We start from the raw sequence: 14,296 nt of genomic DNA on the forward strand, positions 1-14,296 counted from the left end.
AGGTAGCGATAGCCTAAAGGCTATCGCTGGTTTCCATCAAGGCTTGTGCTGAGCGGTGCCGAAGTACCTCGGTGGAGGCCTACAGTATTAGTCTCAACGAGACTTGATGATATCCAGCGATGTCATTCATGGCATCGCGATGTTGATAAAAGATCAAAGACTATCAATAAACATTCCTGTTTAAATTGACGAATCCGGAAAAGGCCGGGGTGGTCGCAAAATGCGACCACCTAAAATATCGTGTAGAATAATAATGAATAAACGTTTATACATAATCAGCATTCTCCTTTTTCAGGTTCTCCTGGCCGGCTTAGTCCTGGCCCAGCCCAAGCCGCCCATGGCGCCGGTGGTGGCCTGGAGCGACAGCATCAACGGTTTCGTCCGTTCCGACGATTATCACTGGCTTAAAGAGCGGTCCGATCCCCGGGTCAAAAGATATCTGGAAGCCGAGAACGCCTACACCGATTCGGTGATGGCCCCCACCAGGGGCTTGCAGAAAAAACTGTACCGGGAGTTTCTGAACCGGATCAAGCAGACCGATCTATCGGTCCCGGTGAAGCGCGACAGTTTCTATTACTACTCCCGCACCGTCAAGGGCCAGGACTATTATATCTACTGCCGGAAGAAAGGGTCTCTCAAAGCCTCTGAAGAAATATTACTGGACGAGAACAAACTGGCTCGTGGACACTCCTACTATTCTATCGACATTACCGAGGTCAGCCCCGATCACTCCATCCTGGCCTATGCGGTGGACACCAGTGGAGCCTTTGTCTACGATGTGCATTTCAAGGATATGAAGGCCCGGAAGAACATTCCCGGCACCATTTCCGGCGTCAGGAACATCGTCTGGGCCAACGACAGCCGGACCGTTTACTACGAAGCCGTGGACAGCACCCAGCGCTCCGACCGGGTGTTCCGCCGCCGGCTGGGGGAGGGCCGGGACAGCCTGATCTACCATGAGACAGACCCCCGGTTCTGGGTAAGCATCAGCAAGACGTTTTCCCAGCAATACCTGTTCATCACCTCCGCCAGCAAGGAAGAGTCCGAGCTGCGCTATCTTAACGCCGGCCGGACGGAGGACAGCTTCAAGCTTTTCCGGCCCCGGCGCCAGAAGGTCGAATACTGGCTGGAACACCACGGCCCGGACTTCTACATCTTCACCAATGACAGCGCCCAGAACTACCGGCTGCTGAGGGCCCCAATCTCCGATCCCGCCGCCAAGAACTGGGTGGAAGTGATCCCGCACCGGCCCGATGTCCTGCTGGAAAACGTGCTGATGTTCCGGGATTTCATGGCTATTCAGGAACGGACGAACGGCTTAAGCGGGCTGAAGGTCATTAAATGGGGCGATACCACGGCGGCTGCGGTCCTGAAATTCCCGGAGCCGGCCTATTCCATCTACCCCTGGCAAAAATACGATTATAATTCCTCCAAGCTCCGCTATACCTACAATTCGCTGGTGACGCCGCCTTCGGTCTACGAATACGAGATGGACAACGGCACCTATCACCTGCTGAAAAGACAGGCAGTGCTGGGCGGATACGACCCCCGGCGCTATGTTTCGGAGAGGATATACGCCGCCGCTCCGGACGGGTCCCGCATCCCAATTTCGCTGGTCCGCCGCCGGGGATTGAAACTGGACGGCAGCAATCCCTGCTACCTTACCGGCTATGGCGCTTACGGAGATAATAATGATCCCTACTTCAGCTCCAGCCGGTTGAGCCTGCTGGACCGGGGCTTCGTCTATGCCGTGGCCCAGGTGCGGGGCGGCCAGGAGATGGGACGGGGCTGGTATCTGGACGGAAAACTCCTTAACAAAAAGAACTCATTCACCGATTTCATCGCCTGCGCGGAGCATCTGGTAAAACAGGGATTCACCTCTTCCAATAAATTGGTGATCAGCGGAGGCAGCGCCGGAGGACTGCTGATGGGGGCGGTGGTCAACAGCCGGCCCGATCTGTTCCGGGCCGCGGTGCTGGACGTGCCGTTCCTGGACGTCATCAACACAATGCTGGACCCCACCATTCCCCTGACCACCGCCGAATACCAGGAATGGGGCGATCCCCGGGATCCCCAGTATTACCGGTACATGCTTTCCTATTCGCCTTACGACAACATCCGGGCCCAGGACTATCCGGCCATGCTGGTAAGCACCGGCTGGAACGACGCCAACGTGGCCTATTGGGAGCCGGCCAAGTGGGTGGCCAAACTTCGGACCGCCAAAACAGACAGCAACCGCCTGGTGCTGAAGACCGATATGAAAAGCGGACACCACGGGCCTTCCGGCAGATACGGATATCTTAAGGACCTGGCCTTTGAATATGCATTCATATTGGATGTGCTGGGGATCAGGAAATAAACGAGAAATGATGCATAAGACAAAAGAACATAAAGGATGAAAGCACTATCGCTTCTCTCCGGAGGCCTGGACAGCATCCTGGCCGCCAGGACCGTTATGGAACAGGGCATTGAGGTCATCGGCCTCTGCTTTGTCACCCCGTTCTTCGGGCCGGAGCCGGCCCGCAAAGCCGCCGGCCAGCTGGGCATCAAATTGATCGAACACGATTTCACCGATGAATACTTCGAGATGATGAAGAACCCCCGCTACGGATTCGGCGGGAACATGAACCCCTGCATAGACTGTCACGGGATGATGTTAAGGACCGCCCACGGCCTGCTGGAGGAGCATGGGGCCTCGTTCCTGATAACCGGAGAGGTGATGGGGGAACGGCCCATGTCCCAGACCAAGGGAGGCTTGAATGCAGTGCTGAAACTTTCCGCCGACCGGGACCTGATCCTGCGCCCCCTGTCGGCCAAACTTCTGGCGCCCTCCAAACCGGAGCGGGAAGGCTGGGTGGACCGGGAAAGACTCCACGACTTTTCAGGACGGGGCCGCAAGCGGCAGGAGGAACTGGCCAAAAGTTTCGGGATAAAGGATTATCCCCAGCCGGCCGGCGGCTGCCTGCTGACCGAGCCCAACTATTCCACCCGGCTTAAAGAACTGCTTAAGCACGAAGGCCTGGTGAGGAGGGATGTGGAACTGCTGGCCGCCGGGCGGCATTTCAGGATCGCCCCCAACGTAAAGCTGGCGGTGGGGCGCAACAAGGCGGAGAACGAAGTTCTGCTGAAAATGGCCGGGGAGGATGTCATGATCATTCGCCCCGATCACACCATCAAAGGCCCGGTGAGTCTGCTGCGGGGAAGACCGGATGAGGCCGGGCTGGCCCTGGCCCTGCAGATAGTGGCCCGGTACTGCGATGTTAAGATCGATGAAAAGCTAAGCCTTAACATTTATTCAGGCAAGGATCAGATGAAAACCATGGAAACGGTAAAACCTGCCGAGCAGGAAGTGAACGGTTACATGATATGAAAAAAATAATTCTGATAATTTCCCTATGGTTGCTGCTCCTCACACCTGCCCTGGCCCAGCAGGACACTACATTCAAGAAACCTCACCGCTCGGCCTTTCTGGCGGTTTCATTTTCTGCCGTGATCCCGGGAGGCGGGCAGTTGTATACCCAGAATTACCTGAAAGCGGCCGGGTTTGCCGGGGCACTTGGCTATGTGGGATATAATTGGTATAAATATGACCAAGATTACATGAATTCCAGCTGGGCCGAAGAGGACTATTATTACCAGAAACGCCGCAAGTACATGTTGTGGACCATTGGTGTCTGGCTGGGTTCGCTGGCTGACGCCTATGTCAGCGCCCACCTGTACAAATTCAACCAGAACTCCGAACCGCGGATAACTTTTGTGATCGACCGGAATAAGCTGGCTCTGGCGGGACGGTTTTGACCCAACCCTTTCACCCCTTCCCGCATCGGGAAGGGGCCGGGGGTTAGGTCGGAAAAACCATACTTACAAATGCATCCCATCTTGAATACAAGGAGAACCTAATGCCGATAACAACCAACTTAATTCTTCTGGGCTTCGGGCTGTTCCTGGCCTTCGCAGTCTTATGGCTGTTCCTGAGGGGCTTAAGCCGCTGGAAGTTCTTCCAAAGCCTGGGCCTGGTGCTGAACATCAGCGGGCTGTACGTGGCTTTCCGGCTCTTTTTGCATTGGGGTCATATTCCCTTGAAAACGCAGACCCATACCCTGGTTCTTTCCATCGGGGTGTTTTTGGGATTCTATCTGGCCATCAAGATCTTCGAATACCTGGGATTTGACCTGTTGCTTTCCCACAGCAGAAAGGCCCAGGTACCGCTGCTGTTGCGGGACATCATGCGCTGGATGCTGGCTATACTGGTGTTCTTCATCATCCTCAAGGTGAACCTGGGGGTCAACCTGGGGCCGCTGTTTGCCACCTCGGCCGCTTTGACCTTCATCCTGGGCATCGCCATGCAGGACGTGCTGGGCAATCTGTTCGCCGGGATCGCCCTGAACCTGGAACGGCCCTTTGCCATCGGCGACTGGGTGATGATCAACAACCAGGAGGGGCAGGTGGAGAACATGACCTGGCGGGCCACCCGGCTTAAGACCTTCACCGACGACTACGTGATCATTCCCAACGCCTCCATCGCCAAGAACGAGATCATCAACTACAGCCATCCCACCCCCATCCACGCCCGGGAACTGGTGATCGGCGTTCCCTACACCGCCGCGCCCAGCCTGATCAAGCAGGTGATCTCCGGGGCCATGACCGAAGCCCACGGGGTGATCAAGGATCCCCAGCCCCGGGTCTGGCTGAAGGAGTACGACGACTATACCATCAACTACCGGGTCAAATTCTGGATCGACGATTTCGGAGACCTGTATGAGATCGAGGACGACGTGATGAGCCGGATCTGGTACCATTTCAAGCGCCACGGCATTGAATTCCCCTATCCCATCAGCGACGTCCGGGTGACCCCGGCCAAGGTCCGGGAACCGGAGGAACTGCGCCGGGCGGAAGAACAGCAGGCCGGCCTGTATCTCAAACAGGTGCCGCTCTTCGCCGCCATTCCCGAAAAGGACCTGAAAAGGCTGGCCGCCAGCCTGCAGGCCAAGACCTTTGCGGCCGGCGAGCATCTGGTGCGGCAGGGCGATGAGGGCGGGTCGTTTTACATCATCAAGCAGGGAAAGGTGGAGGTGCTGGTGGCCGATCCCGAAGGCCGCCAGACCAGGGTGGCCGAACTGGAAACGGGCAAGTTCTTCGGCGAGATGTCCCTGCTGACCGGGGAGAAGCGCAGCGCCTCGATCCGGGCCGTCGGGGACGTGGAGGTGCTGGCGGTGGAGAAGAAGGACATCAGCCCGATACTGACGGCCAACCCCAAGATAGCCGAATCGCTTTCCAAGATGATCGAGCAAAGGCAGAAGGAGAACCTGGAGCGGATCGCCAAGTCCCGGGCCATCTCCGAGGAGGAGCGGCGGGCCGCCAGCTCGGCCAGCATTCTGAAGAAGATCCGAAATTTCTTCGCGATGTAAAACGAGAGGATTGCTTTTACCACGATTGCGCCCCGCCACACTTCGACTGCGGCTTAAGCATGCTCTGTCCGGCGGCTCAGTGTCCGGCGGGGCTATAGCGCGCAGTAACTGAAACACGGAATTCAGAAAAGTTTTTTCCTGCATTCATGGATTCCTAATAAAAGGTCCAAGGATATCGAATTCAAATTACAAAATAAGTCAGGCGAGGCCCGGCGGGGCACAGTTACCACCGCCCACGGCCAGATTCAGACCCCGGCCTTCATGCCGGTGGGCACCCAGGGCACAGTCAAGTCCCTGACCCCCCGGCATCTGAAGGACATCGGATCCCAGATCATTCTGGGCAACGCCTACCACTTATATCTGCGGCCGGGCCAGGAACTGGTGAAGAAGGCCGGCGGACTTCATAAGTTCATGGGCTGGGACCGTCCCATCCTCACCGACTCCGGAGGCTTTCAGGTGTTCAGCCTGGCCGAGCTCCGCAACATCAGGGAGGAGGGGGTCAGCTTCCAGTCGCACATAGACGGCTCTTCCCACCTGTTCACCCCGGAAAGCGTGATGCGGCTGGAGGCCGATCTGGGGGCGGACATCATCATGTGCTTTGACGAATGCATTCCCTATCCCGCCACTTTGGAATATGCCGAGCGCTCCACCGGCCGCACCATCCGCTGGGCCCGGCGCTGCCGTGACGAGTTCCTGGCGCTCAATTCCGGCCAGGCTTTGTTCGGCATCGTCCAGGGCGGGACCTACCCGGAGCTGCGCCAGCGGAGCGCGGAAGAACTGGTGGAGATCGGCTTTGAGGGATACGCCATCGGCGGGCTGGCCATCGGCGAACCCAAGGAGCAGACCTGGGAGGCCATTACCACCGCGAACTCCGTGCTGCCGGAGGAAAAACCCCGTTACATGATGGGGGTGGGCTTTCCCGAGGACATCATCCAGGGGGTCTCTTTGGGAGTGGACATGTTCGACTGCGTGATGCCCACCCGCAACGCCCGCAACGGCTCGCTGTTCACTTCTTCCGGCCGGCTGGCCATGCGCAACGCCAAACATTTTGACGACTTTGCCCCGGTGGACCCGGAATGCGACTGCTATCTCTGCCAGAACTTTTCCCGGGCCTATCTCCGGCACCTGTACATGTCAGACGAGATCCTGGCCTCAACCTTAGGGACGATGCATAACCTCAGGTTTTATCTAAGAATGATGGAGGATATGCGCCTGGCCATTGAAGAACAAAGATTTGATGAGTGGCGTAAAGAATTCATGGGCAAATATTATAACAATGATGGGGCCACCAGTCTTTAAAAAATCAATAGGGAGGAAAAATCATGAACCGGATAACATTTACCGGCATCATTTTCTGCCTGCTGGCTTTGACTTCCAACCTGTTTCCCAAGAGTCTGGTCCATGCCTCGCCCGGAAGCGGCAACATAACCATCGAGACCAGGAACATAGATAACGCCCAGAAGGAACTGCAAAAAGCGGCCACTGAGCTGAAGGTCGTTTTCAAAAGCTACAGCGACTACAAGAACAGCTCCAATAACAAGCGGGCCATCAGCGCCAACTGCCTGGTGGATAAAACCCAGGCGGTGGCGTTCATCAATCTGGTGGCTGGCTGGGGCTCGGTTCAGTCCCAGTCGTATTACGAGAACCAGGACGAGCTGGATCTGCCGGCCAAGGAGAAAAAACTTAAGGCCTTTCAAAGATACCTGGCCAAAATACTCACTTCGGCCAGCCCCGACCCCGACGTGGTGGCGTTGATCAGCCAGCAGGTGCAGAGCCTGGAATACGAGGTTAACCGGATCAAGGGGGAGGGCCAGGGCAAGTCGGCCAATATCTCCATCCAGATCCAGGAAAAAGGCTACAACCAGCAGCCTTTTGAATTCCTGGGGCCAAAGTCCTTCATCAAGACCGTGGCCATGGCCCTGGCGCTTCTTTGTCTGATGATGGGGGTGGTGCTGGGCTGGCTGATGGCCAAGTACAAATTCAAAAACAAAAAGACGGCCTGATCCAACGTGGGTTGACAGGATTTACATGATTAACTGACCATTTAAAACAACTCGCCGATAGTGACATGCCCAAGATCGCGGCCATAGACATAGGCTCCAACGCCATCAGGATGGCGGTGGCGGAGGTCTCCGCCGCCGGACTTCCGCAAAACCTTAAGCACTACCGGGAACCAGTGCGGCTGGGAACGGATGTCTTCACTGCGGGCCGGGTCGGCCGGGAAACCATCGAAGCAGCGCTGGCGGCCCTTAAAAAATACCAAGTGATCATAAACTCCATGGCAGCCCAGCCCGTCAGGGCCGTGGCCACCGAAGCCCTGCGCCGGGCCGGCAATTGCTCCGAGGTCCTTCAAACCATCGAACTTGAGACCGGCCTGAAAGTGGAGATAATATCTCCGCAGACCGAGGCTGAATTGGTGCTGAACGCTCTCTCCCAAAAAATAGATCTGACGGGAAGGAACGTTCTTCACCTGGAGTTGGGCGGGGGCAGCCTGGAACTGAGCACGGTACTAAACGGCACCCTGGCCGCTTCCCAAAGCTTTGAACTCGGAGCTATAAGGCTTTTGCAAAACATCAGAGCAACGAACAAGGACCAGGCGCTGTCCGACATCAAAAAACTGGCCGGACCTGCACTTGTTTGGCTGGATGAAGCCCAGAAACAGCATCAAATGGATGTTCTGGTCGGCACCGGGGGAAGCCTGGAGCTTTTGGCTGATCTGGCGGTCCAGGTGACGGGCTCTGGCAAAAAGAACCACCTGCATCGTGGCAGCCTGGAAAGGATCGTGGACTCTCTGATTCCATTGGACCTGAAACAGAGAATGGACCGGTTCAACCTGAAACCAGACCGGGCGGACGTGGCCCTGCCGGCGGCGCTGCTGATCTTGGTCCTGCTGGGAAACACCAGACTGGACGAGATCCAAGTCCCCCGGGTGGGATTGAAAGACGGTTTGCTCATGGCAATAGCACAATCTCTAAATACAGGAAACAGCAATGACGGCTAAATTCGTCGAAGGGCAGGAACTGCCGGGCAAGCTGATAGCGGTGGAAGGGCTGGACGGCTCGGGCAAGTCCACCCAGATCCACCTGGTCAAGCGCTGGCTGGAACTGGAGGGCTACAAGGTCTTCTTCACCGAGTGGAACTCCTCGCCCCTGGTCCGGCAGTCGGTGAAGAACGGGAAGCGGGAGCAGCTCTTGACCCCCACCACCTTTGCCCTGATCCACTGCACCGATTTCGCGGACCGCTACGAGCGCCAGATCCTGCCGCTGCTCCACGCCGGGTACATCGTGCTGGCCGACCGCTACATCTACACCGCCTTCGCCCGGGACGCGGTGCGGGGCTGCGACCGGGACTGGGTGAAAAGCCTGTACAGCTATGCGGTCCACCCCCACGTCACCTTCTTCTTCGACGTGCCGCTGGAGATGGCGCTGTCCCGGATCATGTCGGGGCGGGCCAAGCTGAAGCACTACGAGGCCGGCATGGACATGGGTTATTCTCCCGACATCCTCCAGAGCTTCAAGACCTTTCAGGGGAAGATGCGGGAGGAATACCTGCGGATGACCGAGGAGTTCGGGTTCATCAAGATAGACGTGGGCCGCCCGCCCGACCAGCTGCAGAAAGAGGTGCGGGGCCACATTCAGGAACGGATAGAGCTGGAGAGGTACAAATGGAAAACATCGCGCTGACCCCCAAGAAATTCTACGGCCAGGGGCTTCCCAACGTCGACCCGGGAACACTCAACGGCAAGCTGATCGTGATAGAAGGGGCCGACGGCTCCGGGCGCACCACCCAGATCAACCTCCTCAGCGACTGGCTGGAGCGGCTGGGCTACGCCACCACCCGGGTGGGCCTTAAAAGATCGAAGCTGGTGGGGGCCGAGCTGGAGGAGGCCATGCAGGGCAACACTCTCAGCCCCATCACCCTGTCGCTGTTCTACGCCACCGACTTTGCCGACCAGCTGGAGAAGACCATCATCCCGGCCCTGAAGTCGGATTTCATCGTGCTGGCCGACCGCTACATCTACACCCTGATGGCCCGGGACATCGCCCGGGGGGTGGACCCGGCCTGGGTGCGCGAGGTCTACGGCATAGCCCTGGTCCCGGACGCGGTCTTTTACCTGAAGGCCGGCCCGGAGCTTCTGGCCGAGCGGAATTTCAAGAACAAGGGCGGACTGGACTACTGGGAATCCGGCATGGACATTCAGCGCAGCGGCGACCGCTACGAGTGCTTTATAAAATACCACCGCAAGATCCAAAACATCTTCGGGGAAATGCAGGAGCATTACGGGTTCGAGTCCGTCAATGCCGGAAGGGCGCCCAACACCATTTCCCAGGACCTGATCTCCAAGGTCAGGTTCATATTAAGCCCGCTGGAGTTGAACAGCCGGGAAGAATAGGGATTTTTACTTTACCGGGGCAGACAGGATTAACATGATTCCACGGATTTGATTTTATTCAAATAAATATCCATGGAGAACCTTGTATAGTCAATAATATTCGTGCCGTTTTGCCGCTGCAGCGGCACCCCGCCCACAGGCGGTGGCGTTTGTTTCGTGGGTTGGAATAAAAAATCATGTAAATCCTGTCAAAAATATTCATGGAACTATACATACTAAGACACGGGCTGGCCGGGGAGTTCGGGGATCCCCGCTACTCCGACGACAGCCAGAGACCGCTGACCGCCGAGGGCAAGCGCAAGATGCTCCAGGCGGCGCTGGGCATGAAGGCCATGGGTCTGTCCTTTGACTTGGCCTTTGCCAGCCCGTACCTGCGGGCCCGGCAGACCGCCGAGATCGTATGCCGGCTGCTGGACTGCCTTGATATCCTGCAGATCACCGAAAACCTGGAGCCCGGCCGGGATCCCAGAAAACTGATAGCCGAGATAAACGAGAATGCTCCGAAGAACAAAAGCGTGCTGATAGCAGGGCACGAGCCATTTTTAAGCGGGCTGATAGCATATTTGATCTCCGGCAGCCACAGTCCCCAGGTAGAATTCAAGAAAGGGGCCTTGTGCAAGCTGGAGGCAGGAGAGTTGAAATACGGGCGCTGCGCCGCGCTTCACTGGCTGTTGACCAGCAAACAAATGGGGATGATGGTTGGCAAATAAAGATATATCGTTCGGCTCTTGACAAAGCCCCTAAATTGAGTTACACTAATTAATTAGAGATAAATAATTGCATATTGTGTAAAATATGCATCATTTCCCGGAAACCGAAATAGTTATAGAGTTATCTAACTTATAATCCCCTTTACAGTCCATTGAATTTAAAGACCTTGCAGCTTTTGGTAAAACAGTCAAAGCGAAGAGATCCGGCACTATTCTTGCAGTAATATTCTTCAATATATAAAACATGGAGAAAACATGAAACACCATGGCATAAAAATGGCTGTCATCGGCCTGATGATATTAGCCGTATCAGGGTCAGCCCAGGCCCAGTGGCTGTCCCTTACCCAGGCCGGACCGGCCCAAAAGCCGGTCAGCCTGTTGCAAAGCGGCAACAGCCAGATCGTTTTTGAGATCAATGTTCCCGGTTTCGAAAAAAGCACAGCCAGCACCAAGGGCGGGGACTTTGGCCTGCTGACCATTCCCGGGCAGGGCTACAATACCGCCGTCGGCCAGCCTAAGCTTCCGGTGATATCCGAATGGCTGGAGATACCCCAGGGCGCAACGGCCACGGCTGAATTTCAGATACTGGAAAGCCGGGAAGTAAGCCTGAAGGAACTGGGAATAGAGCAAAAGATCGTCCCGGTGCAGTACCCGGTGCCCAAGATCGAAGGCGCCGCCGAAAAGATACCGTTTGCCATGGACGATAACATTTATTCCAAGGACAAATTCTTCGGGCAGGCCAAAGTAACCCTTTCCCGTCCGGTAAGCATGCGTGCCAAGCGGGCGGTGCTGGCCAGTTTTAATCCCATATCCTATAACCCGGTAAGCGGAAGGCTGAAAATAGCCACCAGGGTCAAAGTGACTGTAAATCTTTCCGGATCGGACCAGGCCCGCACCAACAGCATTTACCAGAAATATTCCTCCAAACTATACGACAAACATGTGACGGGCATCACCATCAATGAGTTGGCCGTAAGCAAGGCAGGGAAAGCCGTTCTTCCGGCCCCGGTCAATCAGTTGATCATAGTGGTGGATTCATTCTACACCGGCATCCAACCGCTGGTGGACTGGGACACCCGCAAGGGATATCATGTGACCGTGACCAGAACTTCGGAGATCCCCGGCGGGGCAGATACCACTCACATCCGGCAGTACATTCAGTCGGTCTATGACGGAGCCAACCCGCCGGATCTGGTCCTACTGGTGGGCGATGTTAACGGCATACCGGCCCATCGCAGCACCGAGGAGGATCTGCCCTATACCGACCTGTACTATTCCACCATGGCCGGAAGCGACATCGTCCCCGATCTTTATCTCAGCCGGATCTCGGTGGCCAACACCCCCCAGCTGGGGTATTATCTTACCAAGTATCTAAACTACCAGCAGGGCAGTTGGGGGGCAAGCCAGGACTGGATGTCCAAGGCCTATTTTACCTCCACCAATGATCCTATGCATGTGCTGACCGACCTGACCGATAACTATTGCATGGCCCTGTCCCGGAGCCACGGCATCACCTGTGATTCGCTTTACGCTTATTACGGCACCGGCACCCCTATAGCCACGGCCTTCAACGACGGCAGGACGGTGATGGCCTATACCGGACATGGTTCCACAACCAGCTGGTCCGGCCCCAGTTTCACCCAGGCTGACATCAACGCCTTGACCAATGCCTATATGTCAACCTTCGTCACCAGCTTTGCCTGCCAGACAGGCGATTTCAGCTTGGGCGAGTGCTTTGGGGAGACCTGGATCAGGACTGCCAACAAAGGCGCCATCGCATTTTGGGGCTCCTCGGTCTATTCCTACTGGGACGAGGACGATATTCTTCAGCGCCGGATGTTCGACGCCTTTCTGGACAGCGGTTATACTCTGATCGGCGGGATGACGGTCAAGGCCAAGCTGGACCTGGGCCGCTTTTACGGCTGGGATCAGGCGGTCAGCGTTACCGTGAACCGTTATTTTGAGCAATATAACATTTTTGGCAACGCCGGGGTGGACCTGTACACCCAACAGCCGGCCGCCCTGACGGTAACCCACCCCGACAGCATTTCAGCCTGGCCCAGCCAGCTAACTGTCAATGTCGATGCCGGAGGTCCGGTACAGGACGCATTGGTGGCCGTTTACCGTCCCAGTACCAAAACCCTGCTGATCTCGGGTTATACTGATGCTGCCGGCAACATAACTTTCAACATAAACCCCGGGGGAGCGGTTGACAGTCTGGCGGTGACGGTCACCGCCCACAATTGCGCCCCGTATCAGGGCAAGATACAGACCTATTCCGGCGGGGCCTATGTGGCTCACCTGAAAAACACCGTTGACGATGCCACAGGGAACGGCGACGGTGTTTTGAACCCCAATGAGACTGCTGGGATACTTCTCTGGCTTAAGAATTTCGGGACCGACACCGCCAAGGCGGTCGGTGCCAAAATCAGAACCGGAGATGCCTACGTTTCCTTCATCGATTCTGTTGAAATTTACGGGGATATAGCTCCGGGAGATTCCATCGGCATTTTAGGATTTTCGCTGAATGTAGCAACTTCCGCCCCCGACAGCCACACCACCCTGTTCACTGTGGAATGCCGTGACAGCCGGGACACGGTCTGGCAGTCTGGCTTCATCCTGGTGATTAGGGCTCCTGAACTGGCTTATAAGTCCCACCTGGTGCTCGATCCGGCTGCCGGCGGTAACAACAACAGCATTCTGGAACCGGGAGAGAGCGACAGCATCCAGGTGACTATCAGCAACAGCGGAGGACAGACCGCCACCGGGACCACAGCACTGCTCAGCACTTCGGACCCGTACCTGACCATAACCGGGAACAGCGCTTCCTACGGGGACATTTCGTCCACCGGAGGCGCGGTCTCCGCCCCGGCCTATGCTGTGACGGTGGGCGCACCTCCGGCCTCTCCTTATTTCGCCTGGGTAAGGCTCAACATCAGCGCCTTAAGCGGAGGCTATGCCAGGACCGACAGTTTCCGGTTGGTGATAGGCGGAGCCGGGTTCTTTGATAATGTTGAGGATGCCGGCCTCACCGCAAAATATTCTGTACAATCGCAGTGGCACATAACCGGGCAAAGTTCTTACAGCCCGGGGCAAAGCTGGTGGTGCGGCGACAGCGCTTCCGGCCAATACAGCAGCCTGCTCGACGCCTCGCTGACAACGCCCGAGATCATACTGGGTCCCAAAAGCGAACTCAGTTTCTGGCATAAGTATGATACTGAGGCCACCTATGATTTCTGCAATGTGGAATACAGCACCAACAGCGGCAGCAGTTGGAACAATCTGGGTGCTTTTGACGGTTACCAGCCGGCTTGGGTTAAGCAAACATACGATCTATCGTCGATAACATCGGGGACGGTCATCAAAGTGAGATTCCATTTCACCTCCGACGGGTCGGTCACCGGCACCGGCTGGTATGTGGATGACATAAGGATACAGGAGACCACCGGCGTTGCCGGCACCCAGACCGACCCCGGCCTGCCATCAGTAATAGTGCTGGGACTGGCCTATCCCAATCCCAGCTCAGGTGGGGCGCTGATCAAGTATCAGCTCCCGCAAAAAATAAACACCGAACTAAGGGTCTACAATATTGCCGGCCAGATGGTCAGGACCATCCAAATGGGGATCCAGAACCCAGGCAATCAAAGCGTTTTTTGGAACGGCAGGGATCAAAATGATAAAAAAGTGGCAGCCGGAATTTATTTTTACCAGCTTAATGCCGGCGGTTTTTCGGCCACCAAAAAATTAGTGGTGATAAAATAAATCAACCTGCATGGAATACGGGC

11 protein-coding genes are annotated in these 14,296 nt (G+C 56.3%); all 11 read left to right on the top strand.

The window, feature by feature from the left end; genetic code table 11:
* Positions 1-253 precede the first annotated feature (253 nt).
* A complete protein-coding gene (locus HZA73_08640) occupies positions 254-2,359 on the top strand; it encodes a S9 family peptidase (GenBank protein MBI5806098.1) in 2,106 nt (701 codons plus the stop codon).
* Between the two features lie 36 nt (positions 2,360-2,395).
* Positions 2,396-3,370 (top strand): tRNA 4-thiouridine(8) synthase ThiI, encoded by a 975-nt coding sequence (locus HZA73_08645; protein MBI5806099.1) that lies wholly within the window; start codon positions 2,396-2,398, stop codon positions 3,368-3,370.
* Positions 3,367-3,798, top strand: coding sequence for a hypothetical protein (locus HZA73_08650; protein ID MBI5806100.1), 432 nt, complete (start codon positions 3,367-3,369; stop codon positions 3,796-3,798). The genes HZA73_08645 and HZA73_08650 overlap by 4 nt, the downstream gene beginning before the upstream one ends.
* 101 nt (positions 3,799-3,899) lie before the next feature.
* On the top strand, positions 3,900-5,408 hold the full coding sequence (locus tag HZA73_08655) for a mechanosensitive ion channel (GenBank protein MBI5806101.1): 1,509 nt from the start codon (positions 3,900-3,902) through the stop codon (positions 5,406-5,408).
* A gap of 174 nt (positions 5,409-5,582) precedes the next feature.
* Positions 5,583-6,707, top strand: a complete 1,125-nt coding sequence (tgt, locus tag HZA73_08660) for a tRNA guanosine(34) transglycosylase Tgt (protein ID MBI5806102.1) — start codon at positions 5,583-5,585, stop codon at positions 6,705-6,707.
* A gap of 23 nt (positions 6,708-6,730) precedes the next feature.
* Entirely contained in the window at positions 6,731-7,411 is a 681-nt protein-coding gene (locus tag HZA73_08665) for a hypothetical protein (protein MBI5806103.1), read from the top strand.
* Positions 7,412-7,476: 65 nt separating this feature from the next.
* Positions 7,477-8,409, top strand: a complete 933-nt coding sequence (locus HZA73_08670) for a hypothetical protein (GenBank protein ID MBI5806104.1) — start codon at positions 7,477-7,479, stop codon at positions 8,407-8,409.
* Positions 8,399-9,091: a dTMP kinase gene (tmk, locus tag HZA73_08675; GenBank protein MBI5806105.1), complete on the top strand. Its 693-nt coding sequence runs from the start codon at positions 8,399-8,401 to the stop codon at positions 9,089-9,091. The genes HZA73_08670 and tmk overlap by 11 nt, the downstream gene beginning before the upstream one ends.
* Entirely contained in the window at positions 9,073-9,801 is a 729-nt protein-coding gene (locus tag HZA73_08680) for a thymidylate kinase (GenBank protein ID MBI5806106.1), read from the top strand. Before tmk ends, HZA73_08680 begins: the two co-directional genes overlap by 19 nt.
* Positions 9,802-10,001: 200 nt before the next feature.
* Entirely contained in the window at positions 10,002-10,511 is a 510-nt protein-coding gene (sixA, locus tag HZA73_08685; protein ID MBI5806107.1) for a phosphohistidine phosphatase SixA, read from the top strand.
* A 255-nt stretch (positions 10,512-10,766) separates the two neighbouring features.
* A complete protein-coding gene (locus HZA73_08690; protein ID MBI5806108.1) occupies positions 10,767-14,273 on the top strand; it encodes a T9SS type A sorting domain-containing protein in 3,507 nt (1,168 codons plus the stop codon).
* The last annotated feature ends 23 nt before the right edge of the window (positions 14,274-14,296 follow it).

The organism is candidate division TA06 bacterium, from assembly GCA_016235665.1.
Classification (GTDB): Bacteria; Edwardsbacteria; AC1; order AC1; family EtOH8; genus UBA5202.

Excerpts from the sequence above, each read along its gene's own strand:
- HZA73_08650 (MBI5806100.1), top strand. The coding sequence starts at position 3,367 with ATGAAAAAAATAATTCTGATAATTTCCCTATGGTTGCTGCTCCTCACA.
- HZA73_08665 (MBI5806103.1), top strand. The coding sequence starts at position 6,731 with ATGAACCGGATAACATTTACCGGCATCATTTTCTGCCTGCTGGCTTTG.
- HZA73_08645 (MBI5806099.1), top strand. The coding sequence starts at position 2,396 with ATGAAAGCACTATCGCTTCTCTCCGGAGGCCTGGACAGCATCCTGGCC.
- sixA (MBI5806107.1), top strand. The coding sequence starts at position 10,002 with ATGGAACTATACATACTAAGACACGGGCTGGCCGGGGAGTTCGGGGAT.
- HZA73_08655 (MBI5806101.1), top strand. The coding sequence starts at position 3,900 with ATGCCGATAACAACCAACTTAATTCTTCTGGGCTTCGGGCTGTTCCTG.
- HZA73_08690 (MBI5806108.1), top strand. The coding sequence starts at position 10,767 with ATGAAACACCATGGCATAAAAATGGCTGTCATCGGCCTGATGATATTA.
- HZA73_08680 (MBI5806106.1), top strand. The coding sequence starts at position 9,073 with ATGGAAAACATCGCGCTGACCCCCAAGAAATTCTACGGCCAGGGGCTT.
- HZA73_08640 (MBI5806098.1), top strand. The coding sequence starts at position 254 with ATGAATAAACGTTTATACATAATCAGCATTCTCCTTTTTCAGGTTCTC.
- HZA73_08670 (MBI5806104.1), top strand. The coding sequence starts at position 7,477 with ATGCCCAAGATCGCGGCCATAGACATAGGCTCCAACGCCATCAGGATG.
- tmk (MBI5806105.1), top strand. The coding sequence starts at position 8,399 with ATGACGGCTAAATTCGTCGAAGGGCAGGAACTGCCGGGCAAGCTGATA.